Source organism: Algibacter sp. (assembly GCF_039977455.1).
Classification (GTDB): domain Bacteria; phylum Bacteroidota; class Bacteroidia; order Flavobacteriales; family Flavobacteriaceae; genus Algibacter_B.
Map to the genome: position 1 here is coordinate 49521 of NZ_JBDWDG010000024.1, position 19114 is coordinate 68634.

The following is a 19114-nucleotide window of genomic DNA, read 5'->3' on the forward strand; positions in this document are numbered from 1 at the left end:
ACTAGATTTTAGTCGATAATCATGCCACCATCAAGTGGGTTTAATTCATTACTATCCATTAATAATTTAAAAGATTGAGATGATTTTGATTTAATTACTGAAAATTTAGCCATTGAGTCTTCGATATCTGCAAGAGCAAGGGCTAGCATAGGTTCGTTTACATCGCCTAAAATACCATAATTAAGTGGGTTTTCTAAGTATTCAAAGCCTATTGAAGGGGGTAAGCCATCACCAGGAACAGTCTCTTCATTTTTATTAACACCATTGGCTATTAAAGGCTGCAAAGCGTATGTATGACTAGGGTTTGCACCTTGTCTTCCAAAATTTGGTGAATCATAAAGTGTTGTTGAGGCTTGTGTTTTACCAACGGTATTAGAGCCAATTTTAATAACGTTATCCAAATAGGGCTCTAAGCCATTTATTAAGCCTTCGCTAGCAGAAGCGGATCTTCCAGTGACTAGAACATATATTTTATTTAAACCTAAACTGTTAATTGTAGTCCCATTGTCTAGTGTGTTAGTAAAATTATATTCGGTATTGTTACTTTGTAAAGTGTTGTTATATATAAGTTTTTCGAAAAGCTCACCAGTATATTGCCCAGTTATCATACTTGCTAAATAAGTTGTTGTGCTTACCGATCCTCCTGGGTTGTATCTTAAATCGAGAACCAAATGCTGTACGTTTTTAGATTTGAACTCGCTAAATACAATGTTTAATTCGGTTTCAGAGCCAGATGTAAACCCGTTGTACATAATATAGCCCACATTTTCGCCACCTATATCTATTATTTGAGTATTATAGATAGGGGCTTCCGTAAATTGTACTTTGCTAACAAGTATATTCTCATTTAAGGGGTCTATACTATCGTCTGTGGTTCCTAAGGTGCCTTTATCGTTATAAAAGCCGAGATTTAATGTGTAACTATCCTGGTTGGTTAGAGCTGAGAAATTAGCTTGAGTTAATTTTATACCATCAATAGCATATAAAATGTCACCTCTTTTTAAACCTGCATTATCTCCTGGACTATCGGGTAGTACTAAACGAATAACACCAAAAGCTTCGGTTGTGCTATTTGGTGCTGCGTATAATGCGTATTCCATACCACTGGTAAGCGTGTTACCTTGAAATTGCTGCTCTAAGGCTAGATAATCGTCCACAATCCAACTAAATCTATCTACGGTTTCGGGTTGGTATATAAGATGATTAAATAAATCGAATGGTGAATCAAAGGTGTTTAGGTAGGCCGTGTATTCGGCGTTATTAGTAAATCGGTCGTCTGCCAAATTAGGGATATTGTCCTTATATAAGTAAAAAATATTCATGCCTTTCCATACAAAATCTAATATGTCATTGTCTGTAGCGGGAACATCATCATGATCTTGAAAACAATTGGTAAAAAGTAGCGTAGCAAAAATTAGTGTTAGGGCATTTAATTTTTTCATATTTTACATTTTTATAAGTGTCGTAGGTAAAACTTTAAAATTAGTTACATTATTGTATATATCCTATTTCTGATTAAAAAATAAGATTTTAGTTGGCTTCTGCCTGTAATTTACCGGATATACCCGTGTAGGAGACTGCAGAAGAAAGCCCTAAGGGGCCTTTTGAGGAGCGCGGACTTGTGGTATTTTGACTTTGCTCAATACAAGCTTCAAGACCGAACCTTCGGGGTTACACCCCAAATGAATAGAATTGTTTTATATTTTTTAATATGTTGCGTAACAAAACAAATACTGTGTCGTCGTAATAGAAATAGCCGTAACCAAGCTGTTTATTTAAACCAAACCAAAATGACTCAAAAAGAGTTTTTAAATATTGTAATGCCTTTTAAGGACAAAGTATTTCGATTGGCGAAACGCTTATTAGTATCGACAGAAGAGGCCGAGGACGCCACGCAAGAAGTATTATTGAAATTGTGGAATAATAAGGTGAAAATAGCAGAGTATAAAAATGTTGAGGCTTTTTCAATGACCATGACTAAGAATTACTGTTTTGATAGGTTAAAATCGAAACAATCCAAAAATTTAAAAATTGTACATAGCAATTATGAGGAAAAAAACACACCGTTACAAAAGCAATTAGAATTAAAAGATAGTGTGAATTGGGTATCAAGAATTATTGAAGATTTACCAGAACAACAAAAAATGATAATCCAGTTACGAGATATTGAGGATTATGATTTTGATGAGATTGCCAAAATGCTGGATATGAATAATACAGCAGTACGAGTAGCCCTATCTAGAGCACGAAAAACAATAAGAGAAAAATTAACAAATACACACAGTTATGGTGTTAAATAATATAGAGAAATTACTAGAAAAGTACGAAAACGGTGAAACATCGCTTAAGGAAGAGCAGCAGTTAAAAAACTATTTTTCGCAAGAAACTGTAGCGCCACATTTAGAGGTGTACAAACCTATGTTCACGTATTTTTTGGTAAACAAGCAAGAGCAATTTACTAAAGACGTTCCATTAAAAACAACACGTAATTTTGATTACAAATGGATTTCGGTCGCAGCAATAGCTGTGCTTATGCTAGGGTTTTATTTTGGTACTAAAATAAATCAAAGTGATTTAGGTACTTACGAAGATCCCGAATTAGCGTTTAATGAGTTTTCGAAATCTATGGAAATGATTTCGTCTAAATTTAATAAAGGCGCATCAACTGTTAGTTATTTAAATGAGATGAGTAAAGGCACTTCGACTCTTGGATATCTTAACGAAGTTGAAAACACAACACGTATAATTTTTAAAACGAATTAAAAAAATGATTACAAATAAATTAAAAACAAGAACAATGAAAAATAGATTAATAGTATTCGTAATGGCCTTGATGTTATTACCGTTAACAGGAATGGCACAGAAGGATATTTTTGATAAATATAGTGACAATTCAGATGTTACTTATGTATCGATAAAGCCTAAAATGTTTCAAATGATAGCCAAAATGGGTATTAATGTTGATGATGCCGAGGCTAGAGCTTATATGGATATGGTTCAAAGTATTACTAGTTTTAAGACGATTGTAACCGATAATAAATCCATTGCGGCCGAAATTTCTAAATGGGTTTCATCGCGATCTGGTGGCTTAGAAGAGTTAATGGAAGTTAAAGATGATGGTAGCGAGGTTAAATTTTATGTAAAAGAAGGAAAAGATGTAGACCACGTAAAAGAGCTATTAATTTTTGTAAACGGCATTGATAGTATGATGGAAGATAAAATTGAAATTAATGGTAAGGAACGTAAAATTGAAACTGTAGTGGTATCGCTTACTGGAGATATTGATCTTAATCAAATTTCGAAACTTACCGATAAAATGAATATTCCGGGAGGGCAACACCTTGAAAAAAATAAATAATTCATCAATTTATTCAATCATGAAACGAACAATTAACTTTTTAACAATAGCATTAATTACCGCAGTAAGTTTTACTAGCTGTGGTAATGATGTTAGTTTGCAACGGTATTTTGTAGAGCACCAAGAAAGTAAAAATTTTATTTCTCAAGATTTACCTTTATCGATGCTAGATATTGATAAATCTAATTTTTCAGAAGCGCAAGAAGAAGCTTATAACTCTGTAAATAAATTAAATTTTTTAGGATATAAATTTGATGAGACGAATAGCCAAACCTTTAACGCTGAGGTTGAAAAAGTAAAAGCTATTTTAAGCCATAGTAAATATAATGACTTAATGGAGTTTAGCGATAAAGGCAATAAAATATCGATAAAATATTTGGATGAAGATGATGATACCGATGAGTTTATTGTTTTTGGTAGCCATAAAGATATGGGTTTTGGTATTGTTAGAATATTAGGCGACGATATGAATCCTGAAAAAATGGTGACCTTAGTTGAGGCTATGCAACATGCAAATTTTGAAGAAGGGCAAATAGATCCTATTATAAATTTCTTTAAATAGACTTTTATTTTCTGAAATTACCACAACAAAAAGGCTTCCTAATTAGGAAGCCTTTTTGTTGTGGTATGTTATAGGTACTCTATTTAATCCTGATTATTTTGTTTTGACTTTTTAGAAAGTATACTTAAAATAATAGTAAAAAAAATAATAGTTAGTACGGTTAAAACAACAAAATTGTCGAGAATTTTTAATATTCCAAAAACAAAAATACCCCCAATCATTACTCCAGAAAGTATTAAAGCTTGTTTGTCGTTTATCATATTTTATCTATTAAATACCTGTGTAATTACTAGGTGTAATTTGTTTCAATTCGTCTTTTATCGAATTAGAAACCTCTAAGGTATCAATAAAATTTGAAATAGAATCTTGATTGATTTTAGAATTGGTTCTTGTTAAGCCTTTCAACGCTTCGTATGGGTTTGGATACCCCTCACGACGTAAAATAGTTTGAATCGCCTCGGCAACTACCGCCCAATTGTTTTCTAAATCTTCAGCAAATTTACCTTCATTTAAAAGTAATTTGTTTAAACCTTTTAAAGTCGATTTAAATCCAATTAATGTATGACCAAAAGGAACGCCAACATTTCTTAAAACAGTACTGTCTGTTAAATCACGTTGTAATCTAGAAACAGGTAATTTAGCCGAAAGGTGTTCAAAAATAGCGTTTGCTATTCCTAAGTTTCCTTCAGAGTTTTCAAAATCTATTGGGTTTACCTTATGTGGCATTGCAGAACTTCCAACTTCGCCAGCTTTAATTTTTTGTTTAAAATAATCCATTGAAACGTAAGTCCAGATGTCTCTATCTAAATCTAAAATAATGGTATTAATACGTTTTAAAGTATCAAATAAAGCAGCCACATGGTCGTAATGCTCAATTTGAGTTGTTGGAAACGAGTGATGTAATCCTAACTTATCTTGTACAAATTGTCCGCCAAAAGCCTTCCAATCAATGTTTGGGTAAGCCACATGGTGCGCATTAAAATTACCTGTAGCTCCACCAAATTTAGCGGCACTTGGTATATCGTTTAATAAATTAAATTGTTCTTCTAAACGTACTACAAAAACTTCTATTTCTTTACCTAAACGTGTAGGAGATGCTGGTTGGCCATGGGTTCTTGCCAACATCGGTATGTCTGCCCAGTCTTTAGATAGGTCTTTTAGTTTTTCTAAAATTATTGAATATTCTGGAACATAAACGTTATTCATAGCTTCCTTAATACTTAAAGGAATAGCCGTATTGTTAATGTCTTGAGATGTTAGTCCAAAGTGGATAAATTCTTTAAATTCAGATAATCCTAAGGTGTCAAATTTTTCTTTAATAAAATATTCAACAGCTTTCACATCGTGGTTGGTAACACTTTCAATCTTCTTAATAGCCAAGGCATCTTCCGATGAGAATTCTTTATAGATCGCTCTTAAGCTAGTAAAAACAGCGGTATCTACATCTTGAAGTTGAGGTAACGGAATTTCGCAAAGTGCAATAAAGTATTCTATTTCTACTAAAACACGATACTTTATTAGCGCTTCTTCAGAGAAATATGGCGCTAATTCACTTACTTTACTTCTGTAACGGCCATCAATTGGCGAGATGGCATTTAATGCTGATAATGACATAATTTGTGTTTGGTTTTTAAGAAGTTGCAAAGATAGAAAAGAAAGTTAGAAGTACGAAGTTACAAACGCTAAGATTAAAGCAAATTCATAGTAATCTCGTTCTATTAACGAATTATTTGGGCGTGCCCCAAGGGGCGGGCTTTTCACTGTATCTTTTTTTGCCATTTATGGCAGCAAAAAAAGGATGCCGCTTCAATCCCTCACGCGGGTCTATCTGCTAAAGTTCTCATTGCTATTTAACTCTTGGATAGCTTGTCTACGTATACTAGTTATAAATTAATCTATGCTAATGGGAGATCAAGTTACTTTTGTTCTCGCTTAATCTTTTTTAAAATATGGCGTGCTCGTGCTTTATATGCAGCGCTTTGTTTCATGAAATCGTCTTCCAAAATACGAGCGAGCTCTGGGTGTACCCAATCCAAAGTTTTTCCAATCAAAAAAAGTGTTGTCATGCTATACGCTTTTGGAGCTACTTTTATATCGTTAATCATATAATCAAAACAGGTTTCTACAATGCGTTGTATATGTGTTTGGGTTAAATTCCTTTTAATTAGATTATCCGTTTTTGTAGAATAAGCCGTTGCTAAAAATTCGCAAATTTTAGCTATAGGTCTTACTGCCGATTCTTTATGGACCTTATGCATGTTTTCAGTAAACACATCTAAATATGGTACAATCGTTTCAATATTATGGTTGCACATAAACTCGAAAACCCAAGCGGCACGTGGCGAAATTTTATCATCTACCCTAAATAGGATATCCAATAGTTTTGGAATTAAGTCTGGGTTTTTTATTAAAAGATGGGCATAAAACAACCGTTTTTCTCGCGAATGATTTACATAATTTAATTCGTTATAAAGTTGCCCTGTAGTCAAATGGTTTTCTTATTTTTAACCCACTTTTTGTGTTTAAAAAGTGTAATTAAGTTTAAAACTACAATAAAATATGATTTTTTATAAGTTTTTAGGCATAGAAAGTGAGTTAACTTAAAATTAATTAAAATGAAAAAAATAGTACTGTTATTGCTTCTTGTATTTGTAATTGCTCAGTTTTTTGGACCAGAAAAAAATGAAGGTGATTTAACGTCTATCGATGCTTTTATGGCTGAAACCAATCCGCCAGAAGATGTAAAAATTATTTTAAAAGATGCTTGTATAGATTGCCATAGCGATGTTACTAAATATCCTTGGTATAATAACATTACCCCTGTTAATTATTGGTTAAACCACCATGTTAAAGATGGAAAAAAACATTTTAATCTGTCTAATTGGGAAGGGAATTCTATAAAACGAAAAGATCATAAATTTGAAGAACTTATAGAAATGGTTGAAGAAGGTGAGATGCCTTTAAACTCTTATACATGGACACATAGTGAAGCTAGACTTAGCGAAGCTCAAATTAAATCGGTTATTGATTGGGCAAAATTAGTTCGCGTAAAATATGGTCTAGAACCTAAACCGGAGTAATACTTAACGTATTCTTGGCAAAGAAAGCTAGAAATAAAGATTCTTGTAAAAGGCGTGTTATAAAAACGGATTCCAAATGCCAAGGCGATTCGTTTCATAATTGGAATTTGGTTTTTTTATATTTTGAGATTTAGAAAATTTTCATGAATAAAAATCTACTCATTATTGGTTTTGTATGGCCAGAACCTAAAAGTTCTGCGGCAGGAAGTAGAATGATGCAACTTGTTAATGTGTTTCAATCTGAAAATTATCAAATAACGTTTGCAAGCCCTTGTGCTAAAAGTGACAATGCTTTTGATCTGGAAAGTATTGGTGTTTCTCAAGTTTCCATTGAATTAAATAACACTTCATTTGATAATTTTGTAAAAGATTTAAACCCAAACGTTGTGCTTTTCGATCGCTTTATGATGGAAGAGCAGTTTGGTTGGCGTGTTACAGAACAATGTCCCAATGCCTTAAAAATTTTAGATACCGAAGATTTACATTGTTTGCGAAAAGGCAGGCAGCAAGCCTTTAAAGATCATAAACCATTTAATAAAACCTATTTGTTTAGCGATACTGCAAGGCGAGAAATAGCTAGTATATATCGTTGCGATATAACTTTAATTATTTCGCAAGCAGAAATGGAAATTTTAAAAAATGATTTTAAGGTAGATGAAGCTTTGTTGCTTTATCTTCCATTTATGTTAGAACAGGTTCCTAATGATGCTATAAATACCTTTCCTAAGTTTGAGGACAGAGCACATTTTTTAAGTATAGGTAATTTTTTACATGAACCTAATTACAATGCTGTACTTTATTTAAAAGATACCATTTGGCCATTAATTAGAAAGCAATTACCGCAAGCGGAATTACATATCTATGGTGCTTATGTCTCTCAAAAAGTTACCCAACTAAGTAACAAGCAGCAAGGTTTTATAGTAAAAGGTTTTGCCACCAATGTAAACATGGTTATGCAACAGGCCAAAGTATGTTTAGCGCCAATTCGGTTTGGAGCGGGTCTAAAAGGGAAGTTAATTGATGCTATGCAAAATGGAACGCCTATGGTAACCACTACGGTTGGGGCAGAAGGGATGTTTGGCGATTTTGAACCTAACGGATTTATTGAGGATGATGCTAATTGTTTTGCAAATAAGGCTATTCAATTATATAAAAATGAATGGTTCTGGAGTGAAAAGCAAGCCAATGGATTTGCTGTAATAAACAATCGATTCAATGCGCAAAAACATAAAATAGTGTTTGTATCGCGAATTGAATCGATTATTAATAATTTAGATATACATCGTCAACATAATTTTACGGGGCAAATGCTGCATCATCATAGTATGCAAAGCACTAAATTTATGAGCCGATGGATTGAAGAGAAGAATAAAGCCTAAGCTGTAACTTCGCTTTTCTTAATTTTTCTATAGGTATAGCTGTTGAAAATATTTCGTTTACCAAAACGGGTTTGTTTATCCGATTGCGAAAATTTAATATATAAAGCTTTGTTTACACCAAAAAACTCGTAAGTATTGCCATCTAAAAAAGTAACTTCTAAAAGTAACCCTTTATGTTGCCAATCCATTATAGCTGTTGAAATAGTAGTATTAAAGTCTTCTAAATTTGCAGCTTTAGTTTCTGGAGCGATACTAACTAAAAAGTGATACCCATCGATAATTTGTCGGCTTTTTAATTCGGCCTCAACAGCTTTAGGGTCATCTGCTTGAAATTTGTCTGGGTGCCATTCCTTAACTAAATTTCTATATTTAGTTTTAAGAAATTTTAAACTCATGTCTTGTTCTACTTCAAACAATTTCTTGTATTCGTTAATGCGCTTCATCTGTTACTTCTGTATTTTTTTAAATAGTGCGCGAAGATAGTCTTTATAGTTTACAGTTAGCATATTATATTTTTTAGAGTTTACTGTTTAGTCTTTAACAATTTTATCAATTTTTGGACGCCAAGAGTTGCTGTATCTTCAATGACAGTTAAATTACTATTACCAGCTATACTTGGTTTTGGATCTATAAAATACGTTGGTGTGTTTTCTGGAACATAATGCATTAAACTTGCCGCAGGGTACACTTGCATCGATGTACCAATAATAACTAAAACATCGGCTGTTTCGCATATGCTTACTGCTTTTTCAATCATCGGCACATCCTCACCAAACCAAACTATGTGCGGACGCAGTTGGTGCCCGTTTTCGCATAAATCGCCAATTACTAAATCCGTTTTCCATTGTTGAATATCTTTAGAGGTGTTAGTGCTTCTTACTTTTAATAATTCGCCATGTAAATGGATAACTTTTGTGCTGCCAGCTCGTTCATGCAAATCGTCTACGTTTTGGGTCACTATGGTTACTTTATAATTGTGCTCCAAATTTGCCAATTCAAAATGTGCTTGATTAGGCGTTACTTCAAATAACTGACGTCGACGTTGGTTATAAAAATCCAAGACCAATTCTGGGTTGGCTGCAAAGCCTTCGGGAGTTGCTACTTCCATAACATCGTGCCCTTCCCATAATCCGTCTGCATCTCTAAAGGTTTTTATACCACTTTCGGCACTCATACCTGCGCCTGTAAGTACTACTATATGTTTCATTATTTATGCTTTTTTGTAATTTTCCCGAATACAGGAATAGTACCAAAGATACTAAGTATTCATTTTTAGTAATGCCAGAAAGTTTATTAGTTTTGCGTTATGACTGACCTAAAACTCATTGAACACCTAGAAACCTATTTAACAGAACATCGTAAAAGTCGTTTTTCGGAAGTTTTACAAGAACGAACCAAACATTTTACTGTGGCTACAGAAGATGTGTACCAACTGCATAATACTAGTGCTGTAATGCGAACTTGCGATGTGTTTGGAATACAAGAGTTAAATATTGTTGAAGAAGTAAACAGTAAAAGCATAGACCGCGAAATTGCTATGGGTGCTCAAAAATGGGTGGATTTAAACCGATATGGTAGCGTTAAGAATTGTATAAAGGATTTAAAGCAAAATGGATATCAAATTGTTGCTACTACACCACATACGGATGATTGTGAACTGTATGATTTTGATGTAACTAAAAAGTCTTGTTTTTTCTTTGGACGGGAAACGGAAGGCTTATCTAAAGATGTATTGGATGAGGCAGATTGCTATTTAAAAATCCCTATGGTTGGGTTTACTGAGAGTTTAAATATTTCGGTTTCGGCTGCTATTATTTTGCAGCATGTAACAACTAAGCTTAAAAAGACGGCTATAAATTGGCAACTTACCGAACCTGAAATTCTTGAAAAGCGTTTAGATTGGTGTAAAAAAACAATTAAAAGCTATGACGAGATTGTGGAGCGGTTTTATGAATTGAAAAAATAATTATCTTTATAGAATTCAACTTTATAAGAGCAGAAATCATGAAAAAAAATATGGTGGGCTGGTTTGAAATTCCTGTGTCTGACATGGATAGAGCCAAGGCGTTTTACGAAAATGTATTTCAAGTTAAAATAGATATTCAGGATTATGGTGAAATGGTAATGGGATGGTTTCCTTTTACTGAGGGAAAGGAAGGCGCTGCAGGTACTTTGGTTAAGCAAGACTCTTATACGCCAAGTCATGATGGTACATTGGTTTATTTTATGAGTGATGATGTTCAAATTGAATTAGATAGAGTAGAAGGTGCTGGCGGTAAAATACTGCAAACTAAAACCGAGATTTCTCCTGAACATGGGTATATGGGGCTTTTTGAAGACTCGGAAGGTAATAGAGTGGCTTTACATTCGATGGTTTAGAACTGCTTTTTGCAGATTGACTCGCGTTAGGGATTGAAACGGCATCCTTTTTATAACAAAGAAACCTTAAATTTTAAAAATTTTGGAATTTAACAGATTGCCACAATGCTTTGACCTCAAAATGACTTATTAAAAAGATATAGTGGAAAGCCCGACCCTTGTGGTAACGCCCAAATAATTAAATTAAATTTTTCTGCTACGGCCTCTGCTTAATAGCTTATATTCTTCGTAACACTCGCTAATGGCATCTAGTATTTGAAGATCGTTAGCGGTTTGAATAAAACCTTTAGAGTAATTACACTGGCTTACAATTTCGTCTAGATCGACACGCTCCACTTGCAGTAAAACGGTTAGCATTTCACGATCGAAACGAGAGGCCAAAAGGTTCCTGATTTCGTCGTCTAACTTCATTTTTTTTAGCTTTCGTAATTCGGTTTCTTTTTTGCCAAACATACGATGTAAAAAATCTGCAGGGTTAAATATAGATCCAATAACTTTGGTTAGTCCAGATTTTTTACTGGCTTCGTAACCAGAGCCTTGTAATCCGGAAATACTGTAGCGGTAATTGGTGTTAATGTCTGGTATTTGCTTAATATCGACTTCTAAATACCCGGTAAGACTTAGTTGGTTTACTACTACTTCTTCTAGTGCTAAAGCCAACTCGGTTAGCGCGATTTTAGAGCTTCCAAACTTTATCCAATCGTTAGTTACCCTAACTTTTATAGATTTAAAACCTAAGTAGGATAGGTGAAGGGTGTCGTTAGCTTTTGCAGTAATTGTAAATTCGCCTTGTTTGCTTGTAGTTGTACCGATAACCTGGTTTAGGTTTACAATATTTACACTCTCAAGAACTGAATCATCGGCCGAATTAATTATTACCCCTGAAACCTTACCTGACTCTTGTGCTAAACAAATGGCAGAAGTAAAAAGAAAGGTAAAAAGTAAAATATAATTTTTCATAGGCCTAAATTGCTTACCAAAAGTAATAAACAAAACGGCAATTAATTGCCGTTTTGTTTTATTTTGACTTAAAATTAACAAAAAAGTTTAATTCCTATTTTTATAGGATTAACAAATTTATGGTAAGCTTGACACTTAGTATCAAGCGTTTTTTTTAAATTATCGTCTAGAACGTCTTGGTCTTGAGCTACCGAATTCACTAGAATTTGAACGACGTGGTTTTGAATCGCCACCTTCGCTTCTGCGTCTTTCACTTCGGCTCCCAGAAGAAGCTCCTTTTCTGTCGTCACGTCTTCCGCCGCCACGTTTGTCGTCTCTTCGTTTTCCACCGTCGCGTCTTCCGCCACCGCGTCTGTCTCCGCGCCTTCCGCCACCGCGGTTTTCAGATACTTCAACATTTACAAAACGACCTTCGTGTTTAAAGTCGGTAAAATGCGCTAAAACTTTCTCTTTTAATTCATTTTCTGTATTAAAGAAAGAGAAAGACTCTTTAGTTTCCACTTTAAAAACATCGTCCCTACCTAGGCCTAATTGTTCTTTTAAGAAGTCTTTTAAAGACATCCAATCGAAACCATCTTTTCCACCAACGTTAATAAAGTAACGTGTAGAATCGTTTTTACCACCTCTAAAATCACGTCCGCCTTCACGACCACTATCAAAAGAGCCTTCGGCAATATTTAAGTTTTTAGATTTGTTGTAGTAATTATAAAAACGTGTAAACTCTACAGAGAAGAATTTTTTAATTAATTCATCTTTATCGGTATCCGCAAATAATTCGTTAATACTCGATAAGTGTTTATCGATTTCGTGGTTTATTTCTGTTTTGTGTATTTTATTTGCTAGCGACATTAATTGTATTTCGCAAATATCGGCACCATCAGGAATTTCTTTTTTATCGAATTGACGTTTAATAATACGCTCGATACTTTTAATTTTACGAACCTCACTTTTAGAAACAATAACCATTGAAACTCCTGTTTTTCCGGCACGACCTGTTCTACCAGAACGGTGTGTATAGGTTTCAATTTCGTCTGGTAACTGGTAGTTTATAACATGGGTTATATCGTCTACGTCAATACCACGTGCAGCAACATCGGTTGCTACAAGCATTTGAATTTGTTGGTTTCTAAACGATTTCATTACCAAATCTCTTTGGTTTTGGCTTAAATCGCCATGTAAAGCACCTGCGCTATATCCATCTTCAATTAGGTTTTCGGCGACTTTTTGAGTATCACGTTTTGTTCTACAAAAAATTACAGAAAATATATCTGGGTTAGCATCACTTAAACGTTTTAAAGCTTGATAACGATCTCTAGCGTTTACTAAATAGTATTCGTGAGTTACATTACTTGTGCTTTCGTTTTTATTACCAACAGTAATTTCCTGTGGGTTATTCATAAATTTTTTCGCAATAGTTGCCACCTCTCGAGGCATAGTTGCAGAAAAAAGCCAAGTGTTTTTATCTTCGGGAGTATGTGATAAAATATCAGTAATATCCTCTTTAAACCCCATGTTTAACATCTCGTCGGCCTCATCTAAAACCGAATATTGGATTTTAGAAATATCTACCAAACGACGGTTAATCATATCTTTCATTCTACCAGGAGTAGCCACAATAATTTGTGCGCCACGTTTAATATCTCTAGCTTGGTCTGTAATACTAGACCCACCGTAAACGGCAACTACATTAAGGCCTTTACAATATTTACCATACAATTTCATTTCGTTGGTAATTTGTAAACAAAGCTCTCTTGTTGGGGATAATATTAAACCTTGGGTGGTTCTACTTGAAACATCAATTTTTTCTAACATTGGAAAACCAAAGGCAGCTGTTTTTCCTGTTCCTGTTTGAGCTAATGCTACTAAGTCTGTTTCAGATTCTAATAAAATTGGGATTGCTTTTTCTTGAACTTCACTAGGTTTTGTAAATCCTAAATCGGTAATTGCATGTAATAGGTCGTCATTAAGACCTAAATCTTGGAATGTGCTCATTTTTGTTTATGTATGCGATTTGTTATGTGGTGTTACATAAAGAAGTGAATCGACATACTTAACTTAAACTTCCAGTAACACATCCTCACTCTGAGGAATAAAAACTCTTCTTGAGTTTCAGTCGGCAAAGATACACTATTATTTTTGATTGACGATAATCGATTTTTGTTTGCTTATTTTAAGGTTGATATTATAATATTTTTATTAGCGTTTTAACGGGCTTTAATTATTCAATTTTTTTAAAATATAAGAGGTTAGTATAAAATATTGAAGGTTATTAGGGAGCCTTAAAATTCAAGTTCCTCATAAACTATTTGTTTCGAAATTCCCTTAACATTTCCAAGGTATTCCTTCCCTCTTAGTTTACCTACAGTATGTGCCTTCAGTTCTTCTTCAGTATAACTTTGTATTAAAGATGTGATTTTCTGTTTATCTATATCATTCTCAGTAATACGCAACCACTGTTCTTCTGTTTCTTGAGGTAAAATTAATGGCATTCTTGGATCTTTTAATTTTGGGTTATTATGAATTTTTGCCATCATAGAATTTCCTTTTGTTGTTACAATAGAAAAGGTAATCATTCTGCCTTTTGTTTTTGGGTTAATCCATTCACTCCATAAACCACCCAGTGCCATAGGTTTTTCGTCCTTACGCTGAATAAAAAAAGGGTATGTTTTTTTATTGAAATGATGATGCTCATAAAATCCATCGATATAGATTAGGCATCTATTGTTTTTAGCATATTGTTTAAATGATGGTTTTTCGAATATTGTTTCTCCGCGCGCGTTAAGAGTATTATTCCACAAATTTTTCAACTGGTCTTCATCTTTAACCCAATGTGGTACGAGGCCCCAAGTTGCGACAGTTGGAAATTCAGGCGTGTCATCTGTGTAAATTAATAACTCAGGATGACTAAAACCTGAAGCGTGGTGAATTGGTAAATCTGTAAGTGGAATTAGATTTTCCAATATTTCCTCAACAGCCTCCAAATCCCCCATTCGTTTAGCTCTACTTATTTGAGCTTCATAACTTGCTTTAATATCGTAGCACATGGTTTTTCTTAATGTTGACCAATGCGTTAGTTTGGAATATTGGTCGTGTTAAGTACCCAATTTAAGAAATAAATAACTAAATGGAAGTGGTGCCTTCTGTTTACTTGCTTAGTTTCAGTATCCTGAATGCGCCTTGAATTACCAAAATAAATACGATTGTTCCAATAATCAAATCTGGTTTACTAGAGCTTAACCAATTTACCATAAGTCCTGCAATTATTACGCTTAGGTTAATTATCACATCATTGGAGGTGAAAATCATACTGGCTTTCATATGTACTTCTTCTTTATTTTTTGACTGTTGTAAAATGTAAAGACAAATTCCGTTTGCAATTAGAGCAAAAACCGAAACGATAATCATTGTTGAAAAATTGGGAAGTTTCTCATCTCCAAAAAATCTTTTTAAAACTTCAATAAAACCAATAATAGCAAGTGAGATTTGAAAATATCCAGCAAGTTTTGCAATCCGTTTTTTCTTTGTTATGGTGCCGCCAACTGCAAATAAACTAATGCCATAAACAAAACTGTCTGCAAGCATATCCAAGCTATCTGCAACAAGGCCCATAGATTTAGAAATAATTCCTGTTGTTATTTCTATTAAGAAAAAGACGAAATTTATGGAAAGTACAGCCCAAAGTAGTTTCTTTTGGTTGGCATTTTCTTTAAATTCTGATTGGTGGGTTTCTTCGGTTGAGATTTTTTTTCCGCCTAATTCTAATTCTAAAATGGACTTTTCGATTTGGTTGATTTCTCCATTGTGAAAAACGGTCAATTTTCGATTTGCTATATCAAAATCTAAATTCACGATACTTAAAATACCATCTAATTTCATTCGGATGAGATTTTCCTCCGAAGGACAGTCCATTTTAGAAATTTTAAATATTGTCTTTTTCACTCGAATTGTGGTTTTTTTACATAAAAAGTATAAACTTTAAGTCTTAGCGAAATAACATGACGTAAATTTATTTAAGGTTAAAAGGGATTATAACCATTTTTTACGTTTAAAATAAAAAAGCATACCTATAAACAAAACTATCATAACGCCCCAAAGAATAAAATAAGAGTATTTATACTGTAGTTCTGGGATGTACTCGAAATTCATGCCATAAATGCCTGCAATGAAGGTTAGCGGTATAAAAATGGATGCCATAATGGTAAGTACTTTCATGACTTCGTTCATTTTATTGCTAATGGTAGTCATGTACATATCCATTAAACTCCAAATCATTTCACGGTATATATCGATGTTTTCTGAAACTTGAATAAGGTGATCGTAAACATCTCTAAAATAAGTAATGGTTTTATGATTGATAAGTGAGCTTTCGGTTTTTTCAATACGATTTACAATTTCTCGAAGTGGATAAATGGCACGACGTACTCTTAGTATTTCACGTTTTAGGTTCTGAATATCTTGACTTACATCATCATTTACATGGCCTGAAAATATTTGAGTTTCAAAGTCCTCTATTTTGTTACCCAAAACTTCTATAACACTAAAGTAATGATCGACTACCGCATCCATGAGTACATATAACAGATAGTCGGCTGGCATACTACGTACGCGTCCTTTAGCCTGTTTAATACGTTCTCTAACCTCGTTGAAAACATCGCCTTCTGACTCTTGAAAAGTTAAAACATAGTCATTGCCTAGAATAAAACTGACTTGCTCTGATACGATTTTTTCGTCATTATCATAATACAACATTTTTAATACTAGAAAAATATAATCGCCGTAGTCGTCTATTTTAGGTCGTTGTGAAACGTTTACAATATCTTCAAGTGCCAATGGGTGTAACTCGTAATGTTCACCAATCTGCTCAATGGCTTTTACATGGTTTAGGCCGTTAATGTTTATCCAGGTAATGGTGCCTTCTTCGTAAGTAAAACATTCTTCAACATTATGAAGTTCTTTGACCTCGCATTTTGTATTATTATAATCGAAGGCCTCAATAAATAATTTCTGATCTGATTTTTCACCCGTATATATTACACTTCCTGGTGCTTGCCCAACTTTTTTTTTGGACATTTGACTTCTTGTTTTTTTAGCCACTTTTTTCATAATACTATAAAGATATAAATTTATACAGCACTGGAACCTTCGTTGTCGATTGAATAATCTTCAATAGCATCTTTTTCAATAAGGGTTACTGCTTTTTGTAGCATTAGGTTGTTAGGATAGGTTACTAAATCACCATTTTCGAGTCGTAAATGTAGTTGAAAGGCTCTAATATCTTCAATTATTGCTCTTATAGGAAAATCTTTATCATGAATTTCTATTTTGTCGCCTACTTTATAAGGGAAATTAAAAAACATAATGATCCCCGAGGTGATATTGCTTAATATTGACCAGATGGCAAATAAAGCTATACCTATAATGGCAAATACGGATGAAAAAACAAGTGCTAAATCTTCAAATTTTGCACCAAAAACAAAAGCTTCAATTATAAGGGCAATTACTAAAAGTGTTACAGTAATGTAACGACGCATAAGTTTTATTCTAGCCTCGTTAATGCCATTCTTTTTAGCGACTTTAGTAACAGTAACATGTGTAATATATCTTATTGTTAAAAGTGAAAGCAGTATAATACCCGTTAATATAAGTTGGTTTTGATAGGTTTGAAAAAACATAATTTATCAGTTGAAATGTTAGGTAAAGATACGTTCGAAATAAAAATTTAAATCCTTTTACCTTTCAAAATAATTAAAACATTTTAGGGCAATCTAATTTAATTTTAAGGTAGCTCTTAAGGCTTCGTCTTTTATGCTTTTCTTATTCCAATAAGCCGATTTTATAGTATTTAACTTAGTGGCTTTAGAGGTTAATATTTTAGCGTCTTTACCATAACCGCTTTTTTGAGTTTCTTCCCAACTTAAAATTTCAAAAGGGAAATTAGGATTAAAAATAATGGATAAGGTTCTCTCTAATTCAGGGTAATTAATTGTGTAGCTATTTGCGGTTAGCGTCGCTTTTGCCTGAAATGGTTTTACTTTAGCATGGTGTAATTTTAGATATTCGAAAGAAGGTGTAATAAGTAAATCTCCCGTAGGTAAAGATTTTGGATTAACCCGAAGTTTAGTCCAAAGCTCATTTTCCAATATGGCTTTATCGGTTTTAAAGTTTTGGTCTGCTTCACCATCAAAATACGAGTGTGAGGTAATTTCAAATCCTGACCTATTGTTAAGTTGCATATATATATGGCCGCACCATTCTTGCATAGATATAGACACTTTCGTAGCATGGGCATTATTTGAAACAGGGTAAAATGTACTTTGCATTATAGAATACGGATAAATTCCGGTAACAAAGTTTTTAATACTATTTAGTTTTAGAACAGGAATGTTGTTTGAGTTTTTACTATCTGCCTTTACCTGAGCATCCGGAAGAAAATCTTCAGTAACATAAACTAAAACGGCTGTTCCTTCGCGTATTTCGCCATATCGGGCTTGTTCTAATTTGTATGATGAAATTTCAGCTTCTCCAGCATACCAATATTCTTTAAACTCTTGAGTTAATTTGGTGTCTTCTTGTTTAGGCGAATTAACAACAGCCTCTTTAGTTGACTGTGCAACTTCGTTGTTTTTTGGTGTGTTGTTTTTACAGTTTGTTAAAACTAGAAAACCTACTGCAGCCAACACAAAAGTTCCTCCTTTTACTAATTTTTTTAATTTCTCTTGTATTTTCATAATAGTAAATTTACAATGCTAAGTGGTTTCTGCAATGGTATTTAACGTTTTGTAAACAAGATGAACGGGTAATCCCATAACATTAAAATACGAACCTTCAATTTTTGTAACACCAATTTGTCCTATCCATTCTTGAATGCCATAAGCACCAGCTTTATCGAAAGGTTGGTAGTTTTTAATGTAGTAATTAATCTCATCATCGGTTAAATCCTTAAATGAAACTTTGGTTATACTATACAGTGTTTTTGTATAGGTTGTAGTAGTAAAACAAACCGAGGTTATAACTTCGTGCGTGGCATTGCTTAATGATTTTAGTATGCTAAAAGCTTCTTTAATGTCGCGAGGTTTACCAAGTGCGGTGTTATTGTGCCATACAATAGTATCGCTAGTTATTAATATATCTTTAGGTTGTAAGGCCTCTTTATACGGTAAGGCCTTTAATTGTGATAAGTAATTGCTGATTTCAAAATGTTTTAACCGTGGCGGGTATTCTTCTGTTATAGGTTTTAACTGAATTTCAAAATCGAGCCCTAAGTTTTTAAAAAACTCTTGACGTCTTGGAGATCCAGAGGCTAAAATTAGTCTATGATTTTTTAGTTTTTCTTTTAGCATGTTATTTTGTTTATAGTCTCAGTTTTCATTATGCGCTAATAACTTTGGGGCTTAGT

The 19114-nt window shown here is 33.5% G+C and carries 22 protein-coding genes; 8 read left to right on the forward strand and 14 right to left on the reverse strand.

Features of this window, described 5'->3' with window-relative positions:
• Positions 1 to 8: 8 nt before the first annotated feature.
• Entirely contained in the window at positions 9 to 1442 is a 1434-nt protein-coding gene (locus ABJM36_RS12420; protein WP_348451816.1) for a S41 family peptidase, read from the reverse strand.
• A 348-nt stretch (positions 1443 to 1790) separates the two neighbouring features.
• On the opposite strand from ABJM36_RS12420, the gene ABJM36_RS12425 reads away from it, so the two are divergent.
• The 4 genes from ABJM36_RS12425 to ABJM36_RS12440 are packed head-to-tail and all read left to right on the forward strand — an operon-like array spanning position 1791 to position 3920.
• Complete coding sequence (locus ABJM36_RS12425) at positions 1791 to 2300, forward strand: RNA polymerase sigma factor (protein WP_348451817.1); 510 nt, start codon at positions 1791 to 1793, stop codon at positions 2298 to 2300.
• A complete protein-coding gene (locus tag ABJM36_RS12430) occupies positions 2287 to 2763 on the forward strand; it encodes a hypothetical protein (RefSeq protein WP_348451818.1) in 477 nt (158 codons plus the stop codon). Before ABJM36_RS12425 ends, ABJM36_RS12430 begins: the two co-directional genes overlap by 14 nt.
• 34 nt (positions 2764 to 2797) lie before the next feature.
• Positions 2798 to 3358 (forward strand): DUF4252 domain-containing protein, encoded by a 561-nt coding sequence (locus tag ABJM36_RS12435; protein ID WP_348451820.1) that lies wholly within the window; start codon positions 2798 to 2800, stop codon positions 3356 to 3358.
• Positions 3359 to 3377: 19 nt separating this feature from the next.
• Complete coding sequence (locus tag ABJM36_RS12440; protein ID WP_348451821.1) at positions 3378 to 3920, forward strand: DUF4252 domain-containing protein; 543 nt, start codon at positions 3378 to 3380, stop codon at positions 3918 to 3920.
• Positions 3921 to 4003: 83 nt separating this feature from the next.
• Here the strand turns inward: ABJM36_RS12440 and ABJM36_RS12445 are convergent, their stop codons facing one another.
• From ABJM36_RS12445 to ABJM36_RS12455, 3 genes are all read right to left on the reverse strand, one after another.
• Positions 4004 to 4180 (reverse strand): hypothetical protein, encoded by a 177-nt coding sequence (locus ABJM36_RS12445; protein WP_348451822.1) that lies wholly within the window; start codon positions 4178 to 4180, stop codon positions 4004 to 4006.
• A gap of 10 nt (positions 4181 to 4190) precedes the next feature.
• Positions 4191 to 5534 (reverse strand): adenylosuccinate lyase, encoded by a 1344-nt coding sequence (gene purB, locus ABJM36_RS12450; protein WP_348451823.1) that lies wholly within the window; start codon positions 5532 to 5534, stop codon positions 4191 to 4193.
• Positions 5535 to 5836: 302 nt separating this feature from the next.
• Positions 5837 to 6409, reverse strand: a complete 573-nt coding sequence (locus ABJM36_RS12455) for an adenylosuccinate lyase (protein ID WP_348451824.1) — start codon at positions 6407 to 6409, stop codon at positions 5837 to 5839.
• Between the two features lie 126 nt (positions 6410 to 6535).
• Here ABJM36_RS12455 and ABJM36_RS12460 point away from each other — a divergent pair, with 126 nt between their 5' ends.
• Complete coding sequence (locus ABJM36_RS12460; RefSeq protein WP_348451825.1) at positions 6536 to 7000, forward strand: heme-binding domain-containing protein; 465 nt, start codon at positions 6536 to 6538, stop codon at positions 6998 to 7000.
• Between the two features lie 143 nt (positions 7001 to 7143).
• Complete coding sequence (locus tag ABJM36_RS12465) at positions 7144 to 8379, forward strand: glycosyltransferase family 4 protein (RefSeq protein WP_348451826.1); 1236 nt, start codon at positions 7144 to 7146, stop codon at positions 8377 to 8379.
• Here the strand turns inward: ABJM36_RS12465 and ABJM36_RS12470 are convergent.
• Positions 8376 to 8822 carry a KTSC domain-containing protein gene (locus tag ABJM36_RS12470; RefSeq protein WP_348451827.1) on the reverse strand — a complete coding sequence of 149 codons (447 nt, stop codon included), beginning with the start codon at positions 8820 to 8822 and terminating at the stop codon, positions 8376 to 8378. The genes ABJM36_RS12465 and ABJM36_RS12470 overlap by 4 nt on opposite strands.
• A gap of 80 nt (positions 8823 to 8902) precedes the next feature.
• Positions 8903 to 9586, reverse strand: a complete 684-nt coding sequence (locus ABJM36_RS12475) for an NAD-dependent deacylase (protein ID WP_348451828.1) — start codon at positions 9584 to 9586, stop codon at positions 8903 to 8905.
• 99 nt (positions 9587 to 9685) lie between these two features.
• On the opposite strand from ABJM36_RS12475, the gene ABJM36_RS12480 reads away from it, so the two are divergent.
• Positions 9686 to 10345 carry an RNA methyltransferase gene (locus ABJM36_RS12480; RefSeq protein ID WP_348451829.1) on the forward strand — a complete coding sequence of 220 codons (660 nt, stop codon included), beginning with the start codon at positions 9686 to 9688 and terminating at the stop codon, positions 10343 to 10345.
• 38 nt (positions 10346 to 10383) lie between these two features.
• Entirely contained in the window at positions 10384 to 10758 is a 375-nt protein-coding gene (locus ABJM36_RS12485) for a VOC family protein (RefSeq protein ID WP_348451830.1), read from the forward strand.
• Between the two features lie 183 nt (positions 10759 to 10941).
• Here ABJM36_RS12485 and ABJM36_RS12490 read toward each other — a convergent pair whose 3' ends face one another.
• From ABJM36_RS12490 to ABJM36_RS12525, 8 genes are all read right to left on the reverse strand, one after another.
• Positions 10942 to 11718, reverse strand: a complete 777-nt coding sequence (locus ABJM36_RS12490; RefSeq protein ID WP_348451831.1) for a carboxypeptidase-like regulatory domain-containing protein — start codon at positions 11716 to 11718, stop codon at positions 10942 to 10944.
• Between the two features lie 159 nt (positions 11719 to 11877).
• Positions 11878 to 13710, reverse strand: a complete 1833-nt coding sequence (locus ABJM36_RS12495) for a DEAD/DEAH box helicase (RefSeq protein ID WP_348451832.1) — start codon at positions 13708 to 13710, stop codon at positions 11878 to 11880.
• Positions 13711 to 13997: 287 nt separating this feature from the next.
• Positions 13998 to 14762 carry an SOS response-associated peptidase gene (locus ABJM36_RS12500; protein ID WP_348451833.1) on the reverse strand — a complete coding sequence of 255 codons (765 nt, stop codon included), beginning with the start codon at positions 14760 to 14762 and terminating at the stop codon, positions 13998 to 14000.
• A 100-nt stretch (positions 14763 to 14862) separates the two neighbouring features.
• Positions 14863 to 15657, reverse strand: coding sequence for a cation transporter (locus tag ABJM36_RS12505; protein WP_348451834.1), 795 nt, complete (start codon positions 15655 to 15657; stop codon positions 14863 to 14865).
• Positions 15658 to 15744: 87 nt separating this feature from the next.
• Positions 15745 to 16788, reverse strand: coding sequence for a magnesium/cobalt transporter CorA (gene corA, locus ABJM36_RS12510; RefSeq protein WP_348451835.1), 1044 nt, complete (start codon positions 16786 to 16788; stop codon positions 15745 to 15747).
• A gap of 53 nt (positions 16789 to 16841) precedes the next feature.
• Positions 16842 to 17390, reverse strand: a complete 549-nt coding sequence (locus tag ABJM36_RS12515) for a mechanosensitive ion channel domain-containing protein (RefSeq protein WP_348451836.1) — start codon at positions 17388 to 17390, stop codon at positions 16842 to 16844.
• A gap of 93 nt (positions 17391 to 17483) precedes the next feature.
• Positions 17484 to 18446 carry a septum formation inhibitor Maf gene (locus ABJM36_RS12520; RefSeq protein WP_348451837.1) on the reverse strand — a complete coding sequence of 321 codons (963 nt, stop codon included), beginning with the start codon at positions 18444 to 18446 and terminating at the stop codon, positions 17484 to 17486.
• 18 nt (positions 18447 to 18464) lie between these two features.
• Positions 18465 to 19058 (reverse strand): Maf family nucleotide pyrophosphatase, encoded by a 594-nt coding sequence (locus ABJM36_RS12525; protein WP_348451838.1) that lies wholly within the window; start codon positions 19056 to 19058, stop codon positions 18465 to 18467.
• Positions 19059 to 19114 lie beyond the last annotated feature (56 nt).